Raw genomic sequence first — 21,931 nt, forward strand, 5'->3', positions numbered from 1 at the left:
AAAATGGGAAGAATATAATGAATCCTGAGTTGACAGAAAATAGAGGGCAGGCAGAAGAATGGAGGTATTATGAATCCTGTATATGAAAAATTATTAAAATGCTATGATAGTTATAAGTCAAAAATTGATTTCACTCCAAAGGTGGCATTGATCTTAGGTTCCGGTCTTGGCGATTATGCGGATGATATCCGCGTGGTGGACACGTTAGATTATCGTGATATCGAAGGCTTCCCGGTGTCGACGGTTCCGGGGCATAAGGGCAGATTTATCTTCGGATATGTGGATGATGTTCCGGTTGTGTGCATGCAGGGGCGTGTGCATTATTATGAGGGATATGAGATGAGTGATGTTGTACTGCCGGTACGTCTGATGAAAATGATGGGCGCAGAAGTACTGCTCCTTACGAATGCTGCAGGCGGTATCCAGCTTGGCATGCGTGCCGGAGATTTCATGCTGATCAAAGACCAGATCGCAAGTTTTGTACCGTCACCGCTCAGGGGAGCCAATATTGAGGAACTCGGTGTGCGTTTCCCGGATATGAGCCAGATCTATGACTTAGATCTGCAGGAGACTGTAAAACATACAGCGGCAGCACTTGATATCCAGATCAAAGAGGGGACTTATATCCAGCTTTCCGGACCGCAGTTTGAGACACCGCATGAAGTCGCTATGTGCCGCACATTAGGTGCCGATGCAGTCGGCATGAGCACTGCCTGTGAGGCGGTCGCAGCAAAACATATGGGAATGAAAGTGCTTGGAATTTCCTGCATTTCCAACCTTGCAAGCGGGATCTCGGCAATTCCATTATCCCACGCGGAAGTCCAGGAGACAGCGGATGCCGTTGCTCCGAAATTCAAGGCACTTGTGACCGGGACGATCAAAGCAATCGGGGCACAGCAGAATTAAAGTTACTACGATTCAGCAGATCAAAAGATATGATCCGTTGAACAAAGACAATAAGAAAAGAGGAAAAAATGAACATACGTTTCTACAATGCAAAAATATTAGTACCGGCAGAAAACCACAAATTTCAGATCACAGAGGGCGAACTCTGGGTAAAAGGAAAAGAGATCTGCTACATCGGAGACGGTAAGACCGGCATCGATGCAGTCTGCCAGAATGGTGAGGCTTTCGTATGGGAGCGTGAGATCGACGCAAAAGGCAATCTTTTGATGCCTGGATTTAAAGATGCACATACGCATACAGCGATGACATTTTTACGTTCCTATGCAGATGACCTGCCGCTGCAGGACTGGCTGAACAAACAGGTATTTCCGAAAGAGGGACAGCTTACGGAGGATGATGTATACTGGCTCAATATCCTTGGAATCATGGAATACTTAACCAGCGGTATCACGTCCAACTTTGATATGTACTTCTTCCCGCCGGTCGATGCAAAGGCATCGGTAGATACTGGATTCCGTACCGTTCAGACCAGCGGATTGAACAACTTTGGCGGCACGGTAGAGTTGATGGAGGAAAATTATCACATTGTCAATGAGATGAGTGACCTGACAAGCTTTATCGTGGGATTTCATGCAGAATACACGACATCAAAAGAACTGATGGAGGGCGTGGCAAAACTGGCACAGAAATTAAAATCCCCGGTATGGCTGCACAATTCCGAAACAAAACTGGAAGTGGCAGAGTGCAAAGAGCGCTGGGGTATGACACCGACACAGCTTACGGATGCACTTGGTATGTACGAGTACGGCGGCGGCGGTTACCACTGTGTATGGTTTGAGGATGCTGATTTTGAAATTTACAAGAAGAAAAAACTGACAGCAGTGACAAACCCGGCTTCCAACTTAAAACTTGCTTCCGGTATCTGTCCGACCAGACGTTTTGTGGATGAGGGAATCTCCATGGCGATCGGAACCGATGGCCCGGCAAGCAACAACTGCTTAGATATGTTCCGTGAGATGTTTTTGACTTCTGCACTTGCAAAGGTGCGTGAAATGGATGCAGAGTGTGTCAGTGCAGATGAAATTTTATACATGGCAACCACAGGCGGTGCACATGCCATGCAGTTATTTGACTGTGACAGTCTTGCGGTTGGCAAGAAAGCAGACCTTGTCATGATCGATCTGAACCAGCCGAACATGCAGCCGGAAAACAATATCGTGAAAAACCTTGTATATAGCGGAAGCAAGCAGAATGTAAAACTGACCATGGTAAATGGAAAAGTTTTATATGAAGACCAGAAATTTGACATCGGCTTTGACCCGGCAGATATTTACCGCCGTGCAAATGAGATCATCCGCCGGATGAAATAAAAATACATGCTTTGCAGATATTCGGTTGCTATGAATAAAAAGTCAGAAGGAGAAATATGCAGGTAATATTTATACATCACAGCTGTTTCCTTGTTGAAGTAGATGAAAAAGTACTGATCTTTGACTGGTTTGCAGGAGACAGGATCAAAGGATACACATTTCATGGAGTGATACCGGAATATGAACCGGACACGCCGATTTATGTGTTTGCAAGCCACAAGCATCAGGATCATTTTGATATGGATGTGCTGCACTGGGCAGAAAAATATAAAAATATTCATTATATTTTTTCGAAAGACTGCAAAATGAGTCCGCATTTTTTACAGAAACATGGATTTTTGGAAAATATCAGAGAGAAGATCACCTATGTTTCTGCAGGGGAAAAATACCAGGTAGATGATGTGAAGATTGAGACATTGCGCTCAACAGATGCAGGAGTTGCATTTTATGTAGAGACACACGGTGCTACATTTTTCCATGCAGGTGATTTAAACGACTGGACATGGGAAGGGGCGGGAGATCTGATCAACGGCAGGATGAGAAGAGAATACCGGACACAGATCAAAAAACTGGCGGGAAAACCGATCAATCTTGCATTTGTTCCGATGGATCCGAGACAGGGTGCAGATCAGGAACTCGGCATGGACTACTTTTTAGAGACAACGTCAGCAGAATATGTGTTCCCGATGCATATGTGGCAGGATTATTCACATATCCCGGTTTATAAAAAGAAAATATGGAATCCGGGGATGGCGGAGCGTGTGGTGGAAATCACACATGAAAATCAGGTTTTCCTGATTGAGGAACAGTAGTGTTAACGCTACTGTTCACAGGCAGGCATTTTCTGAACTGAAAATGCCGTATGATACAGTGGTGGCAGCAGATTTTGCCGATTTGGAATGCGAAGCATCGGCAAAATCCGTTACTGGAACGAGGTACGAGTGAATAGTAACATGTTAACGCTTGACGCATAGGAAAAAAGTGCGTTATACTGAATAAGTTATAGAAGATAGAAAGGCAGGGGTATCTATGGCAGTATTTGGATGGTTTGTACATTATGTGTTAATCATGGTAATTCTTGCAGCTGTTGCAGTTGCTGGAGTATTTGCCGGCAGAAAGTGGGCAGAGAAAAGCAAAGCGAAAAAAGAAGCTGCAGCTTCCGGAAATGCCGGAAAAGAGTAATGCCGTCGTGACCTTGTAAAAACAGGGCATGAAATAATTTATACAACGTTGGAGGAACTTGTCGTGAAGAAGTTTTACGGAGAAAATGAATTGCGCAGAATGTATCTTGAGTTTTTTGAGAGCAAGGGACATCTTGCGATGAAGAGTTTTTCATTGGTACCACACAATGATAACAGTTTACTATTGATCAATGCAGGTATGGCACCGCTTAAGCCATATTTCACAGGTCAGGAAATACCGCCGAGAAGAAGGGTAACCACATGTCAGAAGTGTATCCGTACCGGCGATATTGAGAATGTCGGTAAGACAGCACGTCACCTGACATTTTTTGAGATGCTTGGTAATTTCTCGTTTGGTGATTACTTTAAACATGATGCGATACACTGGTCATGGGAGTTTTTAACCCAGGTTCTTGGACTTGAGGAGGACAGACTTTATCCGTCTATTTACGGGGAAGATGATGAGGCATTCGAAATCTGGAACAAAGAAGTAGGTGTGCCGGCAGAGAAGATCACCAGATTTTACCGTGATCCGGAGACCGGAGAATGTGATAACTTCTGGGAGCATGGTGCCGGTCCTTGCGGTCCTTGTTCTGAGATTTATTATGACCGTGGAGAAAAATATGGCTGTGGCAAACCGGACTGTAAGGTAGGATGTGACTGCGACCGTTTCATGGAAGTATGGAACAACGTATTCACCCAGTTTGAGGGTGACGGTAAGGGCGGTTATACTGAACTTGCACAGAAAAACATTGATACCGGTATGGGATTAGAGCGTTTAGCTGTTGTTATGCAGGATGTGGATTCTGTATTTGATATCGATACCATGAAAGCAATCCGTGACAAGGTATGTGAGCTGTCCGGTAAAAAATATCAGGTGGATGCGTTGGATGATGTATCTATCCGACTGATCACTGACCATATCCGTTCTGCAACATTTATGATCTCTGACGGTATTATGCCATCAAATGAGGGACGTGGATATGTACTGCGCCGTATCATCCGCCGTGCAGCAAGACACGGAAGAATGCTTGGTATAGATGGCATCTTTATGGCAAAACTGGCTGCTACCGTAATCAATGAGAGTAAAGATGGTTATCCGGAACTTGAAGAGAAAAAAGATTTTATCTTTAAAGTATTATCTCAGGAAGAAGAAAAATTTGGAAAAACAATCGATCAGGGACTTTCCATCCTTTCTGATATGGAAAAACAGATGGAAGCAGACGGCGTAAAGGTTCTTTCCGGTGAGAATGCATTTAAACTTTATGATACTTATGGATTCCCGATGGATCTGACACAGGAGATCCTCGAAGAAAAAGGATTTTCTGTCGATGAAGAGGGATTCAAAAAGGCGATGGAAGTACAGCGTACCACAGCGAGAAAAGCCCGCAAAGTGACAAACTACATGGGCGCTGATGAGACAGTATATGAGTCTGTCGATCCTTCTGTTACCACAGAGTTTGTAGGCTATGATTCCTTAAACTGCAAGTCAAAAATTACCGTACTTACCACAGAGACGGAGATCGTTGAGGCATTATCTGATGGAGAGGTTGGAACCGTGATCGTAGAACAGACTCCATTCTATGCTACCATGGGTGGACAGCAGGGAGATAAGGGTATCATCCGCACTGCAACCGGAGAATTCCAGGTAGAGGATACGATCAAATTACTTGGCGGAAAAGTAGGACATGTCGGAAAGATGATTTCCGGTATGATGAAAACAGGAGATGAGGCAGATCTTTCGGTAGATGCAGCACTTCGTGCAAAGATCTGTAAGAACCATTCCGCAACACATTTACTGCAGAAAGCATTGCGTGAAGTATTAGGAACCCACGTAGAGCAGGCAGGTTCCTATCAGGATGGCGAGCGTACCCGTTTCGATTTCAGTCATTTTGCAGCCATGACACCGGAGGAACTTGAAAAAGTAGAAAAGATCGTCAATGATAAGATCGCAGAGGCAATTCCGGTACGCACAGATGTGATGACTGTAGATGAGGCGAAAAAGACAGGAGCCATGGCGTTATTTGGCGAAAAATACGGTGAGACTGTCCGTGTGGTATCCATGGGAGATTTTTCCAAAGAATTCTGTGGTGGTACTCATGTAAAGAATACATCCGAAATAGCAGCATTCAAGATCATCTCTGAAAATGGTGTCGCAGCAGGCGTCCGCAGAATCGAGGCACTGACCGGAGACAACGTATTTGCTTACTATCGCAATTTAGAGAAAGAACTTTTAGAGGCAGCGAAAGCGGCAAAGGCAACACCGGCGACATTAACAGAGAAAATCGAGCATATGCAGGCAGAGATCAAAGCACTGACCAGCGAAAACGAGTCCTTAAAGAGCAAAGCAGCAAAAGAGGCGCTTGGAGATGTCATGGATCAGATTGTGGAAGTAAAAGGTGTGAAATTACTTGCTTCTGCCGTAGACGGTGTAGATATGAACGGTCTGCGTGATCTTGGAGACCAGTTAAAAGAACAGCTTGGTGAAGGTGTGATCGTACTTGCTTCTTCCTGTGAAGGAAAAGTAAATCTGATCGTTATGGCAACTGATGCAGCAATGAAACAGGGAGCTCATGCAGGAAACCTGATCAAGAGCATTGCCGGCAAAGTCGGCGGTGGCGGCGGCGGACGTCCAAATATGGCACAGGCGGGAGGCAAAAATCCGGCTGGTATTTTGGAGGCGATCGCAGAGGCAAAAACAGCACTTGAGGCACAGCTTTCCTAAAAGCTGTTTAGCATGATTGTCCCGCAACTGAAGAATCACGGAAGATGACAGCTTTTTAGCTATGGAGGCAAAAGATGGATAAAGAAATGGAGTTTAAAAATAAGAGTATTAAAGAAAAGGTAAACGGAAGCTTTGAAATGATCATAGTTTTATATGTGGTCAGCGTGGCGTTTGCAGTATTTTTAATGTTTGCAGTAAAAATTGTTCCGTCTGCAACAGAGTATTTTGTGCTTGCCGGAGGTATTGTTGTGCTTGCGATTATAACGGTCTGCAGTATTCTGGCAACATTGAAACGGGCTAAGATGCTGATACACTATATTGTAGAACCGGTCAGGGAACTAAGCAGTGTGGCAGAAAAAATCTCTGGTGGAGAACTTGATATTGAAATTGCTTATCAGTCGGAGGATGAGATCGGAGAACTTGCAGAAGATTTTCGCAAAACAGCAACTACGCTGCAACGGATTATAGGAGATCTTAATCATATTCTGGATGCATTTGCAAAAGGTGATTATACGGTAAAATCCGGATGCAGGGATGCTTATGTGGGAGAATTTGATACGGTGCATGCAAAACTGATTGCAACAACAGAACATGTTAGTGATGCTTTAAAATCAATCCGTGAATCTTCGAATCAGGTGGCACAGGGATCCGACCAGCTTGCAGTCAGCGCACAGGATCTTGCCAAAAATGCAACGGATCAGGCAGTGGCCGTTGATTCTTTAGCACAGAGCGTTTCAGAAATCACAGAACAGATTCTTGGAACAAGTAAGTCGATTGATATTGTACATGATAAAGCGAAAGACGTTGGAACAACAGCAGCGGTAAGCCAGCAGAAGATGACAGAACTGACAGAGGCAATGGAGCGTATTTCCGTGACATCCAAGGAAATCGGACAGGTTATCGAAGAAATTGAGAGTATTGCATCACAGACAAATCTGTTGTCCTTAAATGCATCTATTGAGGCAGCAAGAGCCGGTGAGGCAGGAAAAGGATTTGCAGTTGTTGCAGAGCAGATCCGTATGCTTGCTGAGAGCAGTGCAAATTCTGCAGATACGTCAAAACAGCTTTTGACAGAGAACCAGAATGAAGTAGAACACGGTAATCAGGTGACACAGCAGACGGCAGAATCTCTGACGGATGTTCTGAACGAACTGGATGCTATTGTGGGTGAGGTAGCAACGATCCGTACGGCATCTGATCGTGAGGCAGCCTTTGTAAAAGAGATCGAAGACAGCACGAAACAGATCAGCGACGCAATCCAGAGCAACTCTGCAGCATCGGAAGAAACATCTGCTACCAGTGAAGAACTTTCTGCAGAAGCAGATTCCTTAGAGGGCCTTGTAGAGCGTTTTAAACTGCGTTAAATGTTTGTTTAATACAGAGGAGAGAAAATGCAGATGAAAATAAAGGAAAAGATGATTGCTGTGGTTATGGCATTTGCAATGATGTTTACGTTTATTTTTGCAGGTGAAAGCAGTGAAGTAATCGCTGCTGCGAAAACAAAAGCATTAGAGATAAATGTTGATTTTGCCAGGAATGCAGCAAGTGGAGATGACAGCGGGATATATGTAAAGAGCCTGATTTCCAATAAAAAAATTACTTTTGGAAAGACTTATGTATTTCAGACAAAAATTTATGTGCCAGCCGTTTATATGAAAACTGGAAGAATATGGGTAAAACCTGCAGTTAATTTTTTTACAGGCAAAAATGGCGATACATATGCCGGAATGGCACAGTCTTCGAAAGAAGGATATTCTTATGATAAGAATTCGAAAGAAGTAAAAAAATATGGTGATTTTTATGTTGTCAATGTGAAAATACCATTGGATAACTGTGACAGGATTTCTGCATCAAAAGGAAGTGTGTATGGACATCTGTTCATCTCTGGTTTTAATAAGGCATATAAAGGAAGTATTTATGTTGATGATGTGACACTTACTGTAGATAAGAAATCAGTTGTAAAGCAAAATTATGAGAATGAAAAAAACGGTGGATGCTGGTATTATCTTAACAGGTCAGAAAAGGAATATACACCTGCTGTTGTTTCATTTTCTGGAAAGACATTGGATGTGACTAAGACATCGCTTACTATAAAAAAGGGTAAAAGAGCGACGATCAAAGCCACTGCAATGCCAAAAACAAAAATAACATATCAGTCTAAGAACAAGAAAGTCGCTACAGTAAACAGTAAAGGTGTTGTCCGGGGCATTCGGAAAGGAAAGACAACCATTCTTGTCACAGCGAATGGGAAAACTGTTAAAGTTCAGATTACCGTAAAATAATTTCAAATAAAAATCTGAAATTATTTCAAAAATAGGTTGACGAACCGGGAAAATATGTTATAATGCTATATAGTGCAATAAATATTACCCAAACAGTTGAATATGCACAATACGCAACTGGAGGGAGGTTAGGTGTGAGATAATGTCTAGTGTAATTGTAAAAGAAAACGAGACTTTAGATAGCGCTTTACGTCGTTTCAAGAGAAACTGCGCAAAAGCAGGTATCCAGCAGGAGATTCGTAAAAGAGAACACTACGAGAAACCAAGCGTAAAACGTAAGAAAAAATCTGAAGCAGCTAGAAAAAGAAAATACAACTAATAATTAGTTGTAGTGCAAAAAGACTACCGCATGTGTGGTAGTCTTTTTTTTCTCTGAGTGAGGTTATTTACCAGATATATTTTATTGCGATAATAAGTCTATTCGTAAGGTGGATAATCTTTAGAAATATCGTGGAGCAAAGGGCATGGTATTGCAGAAATGCATAAATATGTTTATAATATAAGAAAAGATGCATGAAATACGAATTTAAGATAGAGACAGAATATACGAAATGAGTAGAATGGAGATGATATTTTATGATTAATTTAAAAAACTGCCGGGTAATTATCCGTGAACAGAAAAAAAACAGTGTACTTGCAGACACGGTAATTCTTGGTCATAATCTGCTGACAAATATCATCAAAGTGCGGGCGAGTGCGATGGCATATCGCCCGAAAGAACCAGTGGGACTGCTTGTTTTTCTGGAGAACAAAATATATTCTTATTTAGGTACCGTACAGGGGGCGGTGATCGCAAACGAAATGTCGATTGCGCTATACGATGAAGAACAGAAAAAAGGCAGAAAATTTGAGCGTTATGAGATTGAAGCATCTGGCAAGATCGAAGGTGTCAGGATAAAAAATAACATGATAACGCTCCATAAGCCGATACCGGTTACCATCAAAAATATGAGCGCAAATGGTGTACTGTTTAAAGGAATTTCCGGCTGTCTGGACGTTGGAATGCAGCTACAGCTTTATATGGATGTAACTGATTCAGGAATGCGTTATGAGTATAAAGTGGTTCGTAAGCAGAACAGCAATCCGGAGACCGAAGAGTATGGTTGTAAAATGGTTGCAAAAAAGAAATGACAGAGATGAAAAAAGGAACTGTGAAATATTAAAAAGTAATAGCTCAACTTTCATATTTTCACAGCTCCTTTTTAAGTTCATGATATAATAAGACTGCCGAGCGAAGCGAGTGTAGATCACGATCATGTGCTGCTTTTGCACATGATATATTCTATTATTTAGATCAGGTATTTAATAGCCGAAAGTATCTCCGATCAGCAGTACTTTGATACGCCCTTTGATACCGCTTCTTCTGGTGATAACAACCTGGTTGCAGATACAGTCAGGTGAAAGGCAGTCGGCACATGTACCTGTCGTGGAACAAGGTGTCTTTTTATTAAGACGGATGCAGTTCTGTGGTGTGGCAACATTATGAATACGGCTTAAGGCTTCTTCTACATTAGCAGCCACCTTATTCATGCCGGTCAAAATAATAACGGTTTCCGGACCATAGATCAGTGCAGCAACACGGTTTCCGGTTCCATCGATATTCACAAGTTCACCGTTGGCTGTGATCGCATTGGTACTCATGAAATAAACATCACTGGAAAGTGCATCATGATACATTTTTTTTGTTTCCTCCGGTGTTTTTGCAGTAGAACGGTCGATTAAATGGATTGATGGATCGTGGCGGAGAGCCGTTAACATTCCGGTTTCCTCTAAAGTCATGGAGCCGCCGAAAGATACACTCTGTCCGTCTTTTAAGAAAGAAAATGCAAGTTTTTCCGCATCTTCCACAGTTGGACAGTAGTAACCTTCCATCTGGCGTTTTTCAAGATTTTTGATGATTGTTGCAGCAAGTGTTTCGTGGTATTTACTTTTGATTGTATCCATACATGTACTCCTTTTTATCATATTTGACAATGGATATATTTCAGCCGGACATTGGCAGTTATTGCGATAAATTCATTGTCACTGTGTGCTTCTTTTAGTATAGCACATATTCTTGACTTTTGGGACAGGATAGATAAAATAAAAGAATATGTGTTCCGTAAATAATGAATCATTACGAATGAAAAGAGACTGAAATGGAGGAACTTTATGAGTGAAAATCTGAAAAAGATGATTTCATATTATAAACCATATCTTGGAGTATTCTGGGCAGATATGTTTTTTGCTACGGTATCTGCAGCGGTTGCCCTTGTGATCCCGCTTGTGATCCGCTATGTGACTTCCACATTGATCTATTTAGAGCCGCAGGAGATATTAGGACAGATCCGGTGGATCGCTGTTATGCTGTTTGCACTTGTAGCGATAGACTGTTACAGCCGTTTTTTTATTGCAAACCAGGGGCATGTGATGGGCGCTAAGATCGAATATGATATGCGGGCAGAAATTTTTGCGCATTTTCAGAAACTGTCATTTTCCTTTTACGATGACCAGAAAGTCGGACAGCTGATGTCCCGTATTACGACGGATCTCTTTGATATCACGGAGCTGATGCATCATGGACCGGAAAATATTATTCTGTCACTGATAAAGATTATCGGTGCATTTATAATTTTAATGAGTATTAAACCGGCGCTGGCACTTGCTGCGTTTGCGGTGCTGCCGTTTATGTTTCTGTTTGCCTATTACATGAATGGAAAAATGCGTCGTGCGTTTCGCAGTAATCGTGAACGGATTGCAGATATCAATGCACAGATCGAGGATAACTTATCCGGTATCCGTGTGGTAAAGTCTTTTGCCAATGAGGATATTGAAAAAGAAAAATTCCGTCAGGGAAATGAAGGGTTTTTACGTGCAAAAAAGAACAGCTATTATTATATGGGAAGTTTTTCAGCGGGACTTGGCACTTTTACTACCCTGATCCAGGTCAATGTTATACTTGCAGGTGTGATTCTGATCGCAAAGGGAAGCGTGGATATCAGTGATCTGGTTACATTTTTACTTTATATCAGTGTGTTTACAGATCCGGTGAGAACCCTGATCGATTTTACGGAACAGTTTCAGAATGGTTATACCGGTTTTGAGCGTTTTCAGGAAATTATGGCGGTCGAACCCGATATTGCAGATAAACCGGATGCAAAAGAACTGGTCAATGTAAAAGGAAATATCAGTTTTGAGGATGTTTCTTTTAAGTATGAGGAAAATACAGAATGTGTATTAAACCATATTAATCTGAATGTTCCGTCAGGGGCATATATGGCACTTGTGGGATCATCGGGGGCTGGAAAGAGTACGCTGTGTTCTTTGATCCCAAGATTTTATGACGTGACGGCAGGGGCAGTAAAGATCGATGGATGTGATGTCAGGGATATCAGATTAAAGAGCCTGCGTGACCAGATCGGTATCGTACAGCAGGACGTATATCTGTTTGTTGGAACAGTTTTTGACAATATCCGCTATGGAAAGCCGGATGCGACACGTGAGGAAGTCATTGAAGCAGCAAAAAATGCCAATGCACATGATTTTATCATGTCGCTGCCGAATGGGTATGATACCGATATAGGGCAGAGGGGAATCAAACTTTCCGGTGGACAGAAACAGCGTCTTTCCATTGCAAGAGTATTTTTGAAAAATCCGCCGATCCTGATTTTTGATGAAGCAACGAGTGCTCTTGATAATGAGAGTGAGAAAGTTGTACAGGATTCTTTAGAGAAACTGGCGAAAAACCGGACAACATTTGTGATCGCACACAGACTTTCAACAATTAAAAATGCACAGCGTATACTTGTTTTGACGGAAGAGGGGATTGCCGAGGAAGGAACGCATGAAGAATTGCTGGCAAAAGGTGGAGTGTATGAGAAACTGTATCAGATGCAGTTTCATAAGTAAGGGTTATTGCAACAGGTTATCCGGAACTATGGATCAGTGAAAAACAGGGAGCACCGTGCCAAATATAAAAGTTTCATGAAATCTGTGCAAAAAATTGCAAAAGAAGAAAAACTAGAGTAAAATAGTAGTGTTTGTGAAGGGAGAGATAAGACAATGACAAAGATTGATATTATATCTGGTTTCCTTGGAGCCGGAAAAACAACATTTATTAAAAAAATGATCGAGGAAGTTTTTAAGGGCGAGAAGATCGTTCTGATTGAGAATGAGTTTGGTGAAGTCGGTATCGACGGAGGATTTTTAAAGGATGCCGGAATTGAGATTACAGAGATGAACTCCGGTTGTATCTGCTGTTCTTTAGTAGGTGATTTCGGTAAGAATTTACATGAAGTTATCGAGAAGTTCCATCCGGACCGTATTTTGATCGAGCCGTCCGGTGTCGGTAAATTATCTGATGTTATGAAATCTGTGATCGACGTGGAAAAAGATGAGGATGTCAAATTAAACGGACTGATCACAGTTGTCAATGCATTAAAGGCAAGCAAGCAGATGAAAGCATTTGGCGAGTTCTTTAATAACCAGATCGAATATGCGACGACTGTTGTTTTAAGCAGAAGCCAGAAGGCAACACCAGAGCAGTTAGAGCTTTGTGTAAAACAGATTCAGGCATTGAATCCAAAAGCTGCTGTTATCACTACTCCATGGGATGAGATCAAAGGTGAGCAGATCTTAAAAGTAGTAGAGGGACAGGATTCTCTGGAAGTAAAACTTCTTGCAGAGCAGCATGCAAAGGAAGAAGCAGAGGAACATGAGCATGAGCACCATCATGACCATGATCATGACGAGCATGAACATCACCACGATCACGACCATGATCATGAAGAGGACGAACACCATCATGACCATGATCATGACGAACATGAACATCATCATGACCACGATCACGACGAGCATGAACACCATCATGACCATGATCACGACGAGCATGAGCATCATCACGAACATGATGAGAACTGCACCTGTGGCTGTCATGACCATGAACACCATCACCATCATCATGCAGATGAGATATTTACAAGCTGGGGCAAAGAGACTCCTCATAAATTTACAAAAGAGCAGATCGAGGAAGTATTAAAGACGCTTTGTGAGACAGACGATTACGGTGAGATCCTCCGTGCAAAAGGTATGGTTGCAGATGTAAATGGTTCCTGGATCTACTTTGATATGGTTCCGGGTGAGTATGAGATCCGTGAGGGAGAGCCGGATTATACCGGAAGACTCTGTGTGATCGGTACACATATTGACGAACACAGATTAGAGGAGCTGTTTGGAATCGCGTAAAAGCGGAAGATCGGAGACTAGTGTGAAAAATAACATTTTTCACACGCAAGATTTGTGCTTACGCACAAACTTGAGATGCGCTGGATGGCAGCGAAAGAATGGAGATTTATATGAACGAGATACCAGTATATTTATTTACCGGTTTTATGGACAGTGGAAAGACGACTCTTGTAAAAGAGACGCTGTTTGATGATGGATTTACCGAGGGCGGAAGAAGCGTCGTGATCTGCTGCGAGGACGGAGATATCGAATATGATGAGGCAGAGTTAAAAAAGATCAATGCAAGACTCGTCATGGTAGAAAACGAAGAAGATTTTACAGAAGAATTTTTAAACAAGGTTCAGGCGGAATATCTGCCGGAGCAGGTGTTTATCGAATACAACGGTACCTGGGGCATGGGAACGCTGATGGATATGGAGCTTCCGAAACACTGGGTGATCGTACAGCAGTTAGCAACCGTGGATGCAACAACATTTGATATGTATCTTGCAAATATGCGTACTATGGTAATGGAACAGTTATTCCAGGCGGATGTTGTGATCTTTAACCGTTGTGATGACAGTACGGATAAAGGAAAATGCCGTCGTAATGTTAAGGCACAGAATCGTAAGGCACAGCTTGTTTTCGAACGCGAGGATGGCAGCTTAGATGAGCGCCCGGAGGAACTTCCGTTTGATCTTTCCGCGGATGTTATCGAAGTTACAGATGCAGATTATGCGATCTGGTACATGGACTGCATGGACAACCCTAAGAAATATGAAGGCAAAAAAGTATCTTTTCTTGCTCTGGTATATAATCCGGAAAAACTCAAAAAAGGTGTGTTTGTACCGGGGCGTTTTGCAATGACATGCTGCATTGAGGATGTGACATTTATCGGATTTAAGTGTAAATATGCGGATGAGGACAAGATTCCGCACAAATCCTGGATCAATATCACAGCGGAAGTGCATGTGGAATTTGCGAGGGAATACAAAGGAAAAGGACCGGTGCTTTATCCGGTATCGATTGAACCGGCAGAAAAACCGGAAGATGAGCTGGTTTATTTCTCGTAAACTGAAGATGCATTGAATAGGTGCGATGTGATGTATAAGATGGAACTTTAAATGTAACCTATGCAATATTAATGTATATATTTTAATAAGGACAGGTATTGGATGATCATTTCGTTTCCAATACCTGTCCTTATGTTTTTAGAAAATCGTAAGATCAACTGCTGGTATTTGCAGCTATTCTTCTTTGATGCCATGTTCTCTCATGTATTCGCCAATTTTTTTGTCGGAACCTAAAATGTGATTAATGAGCCATCCGGCTAAAAACTGGATCAGATCGATCAGATATTCCTGCTGGTTGTCATCCATATCGTCTAACTCGGTCAGATCAATTTCTACAAGACGTTCCACAAAAGCAGTATGTGCACGCTTCTGGGCATCAAGCTCCGGATACTGTATACGTTCCATCAGAGCTTCTTCATCATGAAAATGAATTTCGGTATAATCCTTTAATTCAGCAAGCAGACGCATGATCTCGTCATACTTGTCATGCAGAAGTTCTGCGTGGATCAGATCATTGGTATCATGGATGATCTCAAACAGGCGGCGATGTTCATTATCAACTAAATCAATACCGGTATGGTATTTTTCTGTAAAAGCAAATGGATCTTCCTCATTTGCAGAAATAGAAGACATCTTACCGATCATGATATCGCTGCTTAAAATATGGCGGTACAGCCAGCGTACCAGATAGGTAAGCAGTTCGTCGAAAGATTTTTTTGTTGCTTCCGGTGAGGAAGTGTCCAGGGAGAAACTGTTGACGGTTTTCGTAAAATCTTCATGTTCTTTTTTCTGAATCGGAAGTTCCGGATCATGAATACGTTCCATATAGGCCTCTTCATGGGCAAAATGCGTTGCTGCGTAATCCTTTAAGCCAGGAAGCAGATTTTTGGTAATGGCAGATACATCCATATTTTCTTTAGAAAGATCAATCGCTTCATTGATCATGTGGAATAATCTGCGGTGCTCGTTGTCTATTTCTTCAATGCCGATCAGGCAGTCATCTGTAAATTTGTACATGATAGAATCCTCCGTTGTTATTATAGTATAATACTTCAGGGTGCAGTGCACTGTTCATTGCTTACGCACATTATAGCATGAATCCGTGACAGAAAAAAGAAATAAAAAAGAAAATAAAAAAGAAAATAACATATTGACAAAGCCGCTTTAATGTATTAAAGTATACCCATAAAGAAAAACCGTTGAGAAAGAGTAGTAAGCGATTTTTGATATCACAGAGAGCTGCAGGCGGTGGGATTGCAGTATGGATGGATTTGCTGAATGGACTTTTGAGGGCGGCCTGAACAGATACAGTAGGCGTCGCCGGGAACCGGACCCGTTACCCATCCGGCATGTATGGTTGTACATGAAGCGAGTGGACTTTTCAGTCAATATGAGTGGTACCGCGATAATAGATACTATTACCGTCTCAGGCAAGAACCTGAGGCGGTTTTTTGTGTAATAAAAAAGTATTTTTTGTTACGCTGCATGACGAATTCCACCTCTCAAAACGGATTTTCCAAATTTAAAATCTGGAGGAAAAAATAATGAAGAGAAAAATGATGGCAGTAGTATTAATGATGGCAATGACAGCAGGTGTGCTTGGTGGATGCGGAAATAACGCAGGAAGTAATGCAAATGCAGATGAAAATGCACAGAATAATGCAGATACTGCAGAGATAAAAGAGGATGCGGACGGAAATGTGACAGAAGCTGCAAATGCAGATGGAACAGTTTATAAAGTAGGTATCGTCCAGTATGTAGATGATGCATCTTTAAATCAGATTGAGAAAGCAATTGAGGCAGAGCTTGATGCAAAAGGTGCAGAACTTGGTGTGACATTCGATTATGCAGATTATACCTATAACGGTCAGGCAGATTCTTCCACATTAAATCAGATCGCAACAGATCTTGTGGCAGAGAAAGTGGATGTGATCATTCCGATTGCAACTCCGGCAGCCATGATCATGCAGAACGCAACAGAGGATAACCAGATCCCGGTTGTATTTTCCGCAGTATCAGATCCGGTCAGTGCAGGGCTTGTTGCAGACTTAGAGGCACCGGGAGCAAATATCACAGGTACATCCGATGCACTTGACACCACGGCAGTCATGAAGCTGATCATGGCAGCCAACCCGGATGTTAAAAAGATCGGACTGTTATATGATAAGAGCCAGGATTCTTCTAAGGTACCGGTTGCAGATGCGATTTCTTTCTGTGAGGAAAATGGTATTGAGTACATTGAAAAGACAGGAACCACCAATGCAGAAGTATCCGCAGCGGCAGATGCACTTGTGGCAGAAGGAGTGGATGCAGTATTTACTCCAACCGATAATACGATCATGACAGCAGAACTTGCGATTTTTGAAAAATTTGCAGATGCAAAGATTCCTCATTATACAGGAGCAGATTCTTTTGCATTAAACGGTGCATTCCTAGGCTATGGAGTTAATTACACAGAACTTGGAACTGCAACAGCAGATATGGCAGCAGATGTTCTTGTAAATGGTGCGGATCCTGCAACAACAGCAGTCCGTACCTTAGACAGCGGTATTGTGACTGTCAATACAGAGACAGCGGCAGCCGTTGGTATTGATGATGGCGTGTTCAAAGATATGTGTGAGGAATTAAAAGAAGTTACGACTGCAGAAGAATTTGAATAAAAGCGGAATATAAGAAAAAATGAGCCGGAGGGGATTATGGGTTCAATCATTACACTTTCCATTGTACAGAGTGCGTTGGAACTTGGTTTTATCTATGCACTTGTTGCATTGGCATTATTTGTATCATTTTCCATATTGGATATTGCGGATCTGTCAACAGACGGCTGTTTCACGTTGGGCTGTGCGGTCTGTGCGACAGTGACGCTTGCCGGACATCCGGTGTTAGGATTGTTTGCGGCAGCCGCAGCAGGTGTGCTGTCTGGATTTGTTACCGCATTTTTACAGACCAGAATGGGCATTCAGTCAATCTTAGCCGGAATTATTGTAAATACCGGACTGTATACGATCAATATTGCAGTCATGGGGTTTGCATCCAATCTCAATCTTTTTTCCTGCGATACGGTATTTTCATGGGCGAAAGACCACATCGGAGGAACCTGGTATAAACTCATTGTCGCAGCAGTATTTGTTATGATTGTAGGCGTGATACTGGCATGGTTTTTAAATACGAGACTGGGACTTTCCATCCGTGCGACCGGTGATAACCCGGATATGGTAAGGGCATCAAGTATCAATACCGGACTTATGATCACGATCGGTCTTTGTGTGGCAAATGCCATGACAGGACTCTCCGGCGGACTGCTTGCACAGTATCAGAAATCCTGCGATATCAATCTTGGAACAGGAATGGTGACGATCGCTCTTGCGAGCCTGATCATCGGAGAATCGATCATTGGAAAAGGCGGAGTGTTAAAGCGTGTGGTCGGTGTAGTGCTAGGAAGCTGTCTGTATCGTTTTATCGTAGCGATCGCGTTAAGATTAAATGTTCCGGCAGAATGTTTAAAACTGGTATCATCACTCATCGTTGCGTTTGCGATCGCATTGCCTTATCTTAAGAAGCAGGCTGCGTTTGTGAAACAACGCCGCCAGGCAAAGGCTGAAAACCAGTTATATATGCAGCAGATCCAGAAACAGAACCAGAAGAAGGAGGAACCGTGATGTTAATTATGAAAAATGTCAGCAAGACCTTCAATCCGGGAACTGTCAATGAAAAATGCGCATTAAAAAATCTGAATCTGGAATTGAAGGATGGCGACTTTGCAACAATTATCGGAAGCAATGGAGCAGGTAAATCTACATTATTTAATGCGATCACCGGAGCATTTTTTATCGACCGGGGACTGATTGTGTTAGATGGGGAGGATATTACTTACCAGAAAGAACATGTGCGGAGCAAGGTGATTGGTCATCTGTTCCAGGATCCTTTAAAAGGAACTGCACCGCACATGACAATCGAAGAAAATATGGCACTTGCGTATCTGCGTGCAAAAACTTCAAAAAATGCCTACTTCAGCCGTATCAATGCGGCGGATAAAGCAAAATTCAGGGAGCACCTTGCACTGCTTGATATGGGGTTAGAGGATCGCATGAAGCAGCCGGTAGGACTTCTTTCCGGAGGACAGCGCCAGGCACTGACGCTTCTTATGGCGACGATGGTCACACCAAAGATCCTGCTGTTAGATGAGCATACGGCGGCATTGGATCCGGCAACCGCAAAAAAAGTGCTCGACCTGACCAGACAGATCGTTGCAGAGAGAAAGATCACCTGCCTTATGGTAACCCACAATATGCACCAGGCATTAGAACTTGGAAACCGCACGCTTATGATGGATTCCGGAAATATTATTCTGGATGTGAGCGGGGAAAAACGGGCAGGCATGACTGTGGAGGATCTGTTAGAACAGTTTGCGGTCTGTGCCGGAAAGCGTTTAGATAACGACCGTATCCTGTTTTCACAGGCGCAATAGTGTTTAAAATAAAGAAAATGGAATTTTTTGCAGGATCTGGCAGTAATAATTTAAGAAAAAACAGAAGTAATTGAGAAAAATGGAGGAAAGCCGTTGAAATTTAGCGTGTTTTCCTTTATTATGTTAAAGTATGAAAATAAATACTTTGACGGGCATGTTGATGTATATAAAAATGTTAGGAGGAGAATATGTATCCAATCGTAAGAAGAGAAAAACTGGCAGATAAGATTTATCTTATGGATGTCAAAGCACCTCGTGTGGCACAGTACTGTGAGCCGGGGCAGTTTGTAATTGTAAAGATTGATGAGGAGGGCGAGCGTATTCCGCTTACCATTTGTGATTATGACAGAGAGGCAGGTACGATCACAATCGTATTCCAGACTGTCGGAGCATCTACAGAGCGTATGGCATATTTACAGGAAGGAGACGCATTCCAGGATTTTGTAGGTCCGCTTGGATGTGCGTCTGACCTGATTGACGAAGATATTGAAGAATTAAAGAAAAAGAAGATCCTTTTCGTTGCCGGAGGTGTTGGTACAGCACCGGTATATCCGCAGGTAAAATGGCTGCATGAGCACGGTGTGGACTGTGATGTTATCATGGGATCTAAGACAAAAGATCTGTTAATCTTAGTAGATCAGATGAAGGAAGTTGCGACAAATCTCTATGTGACGACCGATGATGGTTCTTATGGATTCCACGGTATGGGAACTAATCAGTTACAGGAACTCTGGGATGCAGGAAAACGCTATGATCACTGTGTAGCGATCGGACCGATGATCATGATGAAATTCGTATGTAAGCTGACAAAAGAGCTTGGAATCCCGACCGTTGTTTCCATGAACCCGATCATGGTAGACGGAACCGGAATGTGTGGCGCATGCCGTCTGATGGTAGGCGGGGAAGTAAAATTTGCATGCGTGGACGGACCGGAGTTTGACGGACATCAGGTTGATTTTGACCAGGCGATGAAACGTCAGGCACAGTACAAAACAGAAGAGGGAAGAGCGATGTTAAAGCTGCAGGAAGGTGATACACATCACGGCGGCTGTGGCAACTGTCAGTAGGGTTGAGCGTTTGAAAAGGAGATAGAGAGAATGGACGTATTAAATAGAGTACCGGTTCGCGAGCAGGAACCACAGGTTCGTGCGGCTAACTTTGAAGAGGTATGTTTAGGATATAACGAGGAAGAGGCAAAAGCTGAGGCAGCACGCTGCTTAAACTGTAAAAATGCGCAGTGTATGAAGGGCTGTCCGGTATCTATCAATATCCCGGCATTTATCGCACAGGTAAAGGAAGGAAACTTTGAGGAGGCATATCACATTATCAGTCAGTCTTCCGCACTTCCGGCAGTCTGCGGACGTGTCTGCCCACAGGAGAGCCAGTGTGAAGGAAAATGTATCCGCGCAATCAAGGGTGAACCGGTTGCAATCGGTAAATTAGAACGTTTTGTTGCCGACTGGGCAAGAGAAAATGGTATTAAACCGAAAAAAGCAGAGAAATTAAACGGACATAAGGTTGCAGTCATCGGTTCCGGCCCTGCAGGTTTAACCTGTGCCGGTGATCTGGCAAAACTTGGTTACGATGTAACGATCTTTGAAGCACTTCATGAGGCAGGCGGTGTATTGATCTATGGTATTCCGGAATTCCGTCTTCCGAAACAGAAGGTTGTTGCAGCAGAGGTTGAAAATGTAAAAGCACTCGGTGTTAAGATCGAGACAAACGTTGTCATCGGTAAATCTGTTACGATCGATGAACTGATGGAAAATGAAGGGTTTGAGGCTGTATTTATCGGTTCTGGTGCCGGACTTCCAAGATTTATGGGTATTCCTGGAGAACAGGCAATGGGTGTATTTTCTGCAAATGAGTTTCTGACCAGAAATAACCTGATGAAAGCATTTAAGGATGAGTATGATACACCGATCAAAGCCGGCAAGAAAGTCATTGTTGTCGGTGGTGGTAACGTTGCTATGGATGCTGCAAGAACGGCAAAGAGACTTGGGGCAGAGGTACACATTGTATACCGTCGTGGTGAGGAAGAACTTCCGGCGCGTGTTGAGGAAGTACATCATGCAAAAGAAGAGGGAGTGATCTTTGATCTGCTCCAGAACCCGACAGAGATCCTTGTAGATGAGAATGGCTGGGTTAAAGGTGCGAAGGTCATTAAGATGGAACTCGGTGAGCCGGATGCATCAGGAAGAAGAAGTCCGGTAGAGATTCCTGGATCTGAATATGAGATCGAGGCAGATACCGTGATCATGTCACTTGGAACTTCCCCGAACCCGCTTATTTCTTCTACTACAAAAGGTCTTGAAATCAACCGCAGAAAATGTATCATCGCAGAAGAAGAAAATGGTGCTACTTCAAAGGCAGGTGTATTTGCCGGTGGTGATGCTGTAACAGGAGCTGCAACTGTAATTCTTGCCATGGGTGCAGGAAAAGCTGCCGCAAAAGGTATTGATGAATATTTAAGCAATAAATAAAAATAACTGCGAAGAAAGATATATTTAAGAAAAATGCCGGAATCAGTGATAAAAAGCTGATATCCGGTACTTTTTTGTTAGAAATTGTATCAGATATCTAATTTTTTTATAAATGTTTCTTAACACATCTAAAATATTCATTAAATCTTACCTAAAACCCACTTTTTTTCAAAATAATGGTTATACTTGTAAGCAAAGTTATGATGAATTGTAAATGCGCCAGAGCGATAGTGAGTAA

The 21,931-nt window shown here is 42.6% G+C and carries 19 protein-coding genes and 1 other annotated feature; of the genes, 17 read left to right on the top strand and 2 right to left on the bottom strand.

From position 1 onward, the window contains the following. Positions 1 to 69: 69 nt before the first annotated feature. The 9 genes from DXA60_RS02135 to DXA60_RS02175 all read left to right on the top strand — a co-directional run bounded on the left by DXA60_RS02135 (position 70) and on the right by DXA60_RS02175 (position 9,595). Entirely contained in the window at positions 70 to 906 is an 837-nt protein-coding gene (locus DXA60_RS02135) for a purine-nucleoside phosphorylase (RefSeq protein ID WP_117919093.1), read from the top strand. Positions 907 to 974: 68 nt separating this feature from the next. Next, complete coding sequence (locus DXA60_RS02140) at positions 975 to 2,276, top strand: amidohydrolase family protein (RefSeq protein ID WP_117919095.1); 1,302 nt, start codon at positions 975 to 977, stop codon at positions 2,274 to 2,276. Positions 2,277 to 2,332: 56 nt separating this feature from the next. Continuing rightward, positions 2,333 to 3,088: an MBL fold metallo-hydrolase gene (locus DXA60_RS02145; RefSeq protein ID WP_117919097.1), complete on the top strand. Its 756-nt coding sequence runs from the start codon at positions 2,333 to 2,335 to the stop codon at positions 3,086 to 3,088. A gap of 217 nt (positions 3,089 to 3,305) precedes the next feature. Then, positions 3,306 to 3,458, top strand: a complete 153-nt coding sequence (locus DXA60_RS02150) for a vanadium nitrogenase (protein WP_117919099.1) — start codon at positions 3,306 to 3,308, stop codon at positions 3,456 to 3,458. Positions 3,459 to 3,521: 63 nt separating this feature from the next. Beyond that, positions 3,522 to 6,182: an alanine--tRNA ligase gene (gene alaS / locus DXA60_RS02155; RefSeq protein ID WP_117919101.1), complete on the top strand. Its 2,661-nt coding sequence runs from the start codon at positions 3,522 to 3,524 to the stop codon at positions 6,180 to 6,182. Between the two features lie 74 nt (positions 6,183 to 6,256). Next, a complete protein-coding gene (locus tag DXA60_RS02160; protein WP_006856187.1) occupies positions 6,257 to 7,546 on the top strand; it encodes a methyl-accepting chemotaxis protein in 1,290 nt (429 codons plus the stop codon). A 33-nt stretch (positions 7,547 to 7,579) separates the two neighbouring features. Continuing rightward, the gene (locus DXA60_RS02165) at positions 7,580 to 8,464 is read left to right on the top strand and encodes an Ig-like domain-containing protein (protein WP_243006721.1); all 885 of its coding nucleotides are present in this window, start codon (positions 7,580 to 7,582) and stop codon (positions 8,462 to 8,464) included. Positions 8,465 to 8,606: 142 nt separating this feature from the next. Then, entirely contained in the window at positions 8,607 to 8,783 is a 177-nt protein-coding gene (gene rpsU, locus DXA60_RS02170; RefSeq protein ID WP_006856185.1) for a 30S ribosomal protein S21, read from the top strand. Positions 8,784 to 9,040: 257 nt separating this feature from the next. Beyond that, the gene (locus tag DXA60_RS02175; RefSeq protein WP_006856184.1) at positions 9,041 to 9,595 is read left to right on the top strand and encodes a PilZ domain-containing protein; all 555 of its coding nucleotides are present in this window, start codon (positions 9,041 to 9,043) and stop codon (positions 9,593 to 9,595) included. A 171-nt stretch (positions 9,596 to 9,766) separates the two neighbouring features. Here DXA60_RS02175 and DXA60_RS02180 read toward each other — a convergent pair whose 3' ends face one another. Next, positions 9,767 to 10,408 carry a lactate utilization protein gene (locus DXA60_RS02180; RefSeq protein WP_117919105.1) on the bottom strand — a complete coding sequence of 214 codons (642 nt, stop codon included), beginning with the start codon at positions 10,406 to 10,408 and terminating at the stop codon, positions 9,767 to 9,769. A 207-nt stretch (positions 10,409 to 10,615) separates the two neighbouring features. On the opposite strand from DXA60_RS02180, the gene DXA60_RS02185 reads away from it, so the two are divergent. From DXA60_RS02185 to DXA60_RS02200, 3 genes are all read left to right on the top strand, one after another. Continuing rightward, entirely contained in the window at positions 10,616 to 12,352 is a 1,737-nt protein-coding gene (locus DXA60_RS02185; protein ID WP_117919107.1) for an ABC transporter ATP-binding protein, read from the top strand. A gap of 153 nt (positions 12,353 to 12,505) precedes the next feature. After that, positions 12,506 to 13,690: a CobW family GTP-binding protein gene (locus DXA60_RS02190; protein WP_117919109.1), complete on the top strand. Its 1,185-nt coding sequence runs from the start codon at positions 12,506 to 12,508 to the stop codon at positions 13,688 to 13,690. 110 nt (positions 13,691 to 13,800) lie between these two features. After that, the gene (locus DXA60_RS02200) at positions 13,801 to 14,742 is read left to right on the top strand and encodes a TIGR03943 family putative permease subunit (protein WP_241070966.1); all 942 of its coding nucleotides are present in this window, start codon (positions 13,801 to 13,803) and stop codon (positions 14,740 to 14,742) included. Positions 14,743 to 14,916: 174 nt separating this feature from the next. Here DXA60_RS02200 and DXA60_RS02205 read toward each other — a convergent pair whose 3' ends face one another. Next, positions 14,917 to 15,759: a bacteriohemerythrin gene (locus DXA60_RS02205; RefSeq protein WP_117919115.1), complete on the bottom strand. Its 843-nt coding sequence runs from the start codon at positions 15,757 to 15,759 to the stop codon at positions 14,917 to 14,919. 173 nt (positions 15,760 to 15,932) lie between these two features. Next, positions 15,933 to 16,174, top strand: a binding site (T-box leader). A 112-nt stretch (positions 16,175 to 16,286) separates the two neighbouring features. On the opposite strand from DXA60_RS02205, the gene DXA60_RS02210 reads away from it, so the two are divergent. The 5 genes from DXA60_RS02210 (at position 16,287) to gltA (ending at position 21,693) form a co-directional block, all read left to right on the top strand. Continuing rightward, a complete protein-coding gene (locus DXA60_RS02210; protein ID WP_117919117.1) occupies positions 16,287 to 17,402 on the top strand; it encodes an ABC transporter substrate-binding protein in 1,116 nt (371 codons plus the stop codon). Positions 17,403 to 17,438: 36 nt separating this feature from the next. Next, on the top strand, positions 17,439 to 18,401 hold the full coding sequence (locus DXA60_RS02215) for an ABC transporter permease (RefSeq protein ID WP_117919119.1): 963 nt from the start codon (positions 17,439 to 17,441) through the stop codon (positions 18,399 to 18,401). Next, on the top strand, positions 18,401 to 19,210 hold the full coding sequence (locus DXA60_RS02220; protein ID WP_117919121.1) for an ABC transporter ATP-binding protein: 810 nt from the start codon (positions 18,401 to 18,403) through the stop codon (positions 19,208 to 19,210). Before DXA60_RS02215 ends, DXA60_RS02220 begins: the two co-directional genes overlap by 1 nt. Before the next feature lie 188 nt (positions 19,211 to 19,398). Further along, the gene (locus tag DXA60_RS02225; RefSeq protein WP_117919123.1) at positions 19,399 to 20,277 is read left to right on the top strand and encodes a sulfide/dihydroorotate dehydrogenase-like FAD/NAD-binding protein; all 879 of its coding nucleotides are present in this window, start codon (positions 19,399 to 19,401) and stop codon (positions 20,275 to 20,277) included. Positions 20,278 to 20,307: 30 nt separating this feature from the next. Further along, on the top strand, positions 20,308 to 21,693 hold the full coding sequence (gene gltA, locus DXA60_RS02230; RefSeq protein ID WP_117919125.1) for an NADPH-dependent glutamate synthase: 1,386 nt from the start codon (positions 20,308 to 20,310) through the stop codon (positions 21,691 to 21,693). The last annotated feature ends 238 nt before the right edge of the window (positions 21,694 to 21,931 follow it).

It is taken from the genome of Roseburia sp. OF03-24 (assembly GCF_003463035.1).
GTDB classification, from domain to species: Bacteria; Bacillota; Clostridia; order Lachnospirales; family Lachnospiraceae; genus Roseburia; species Roseburia rectibacter.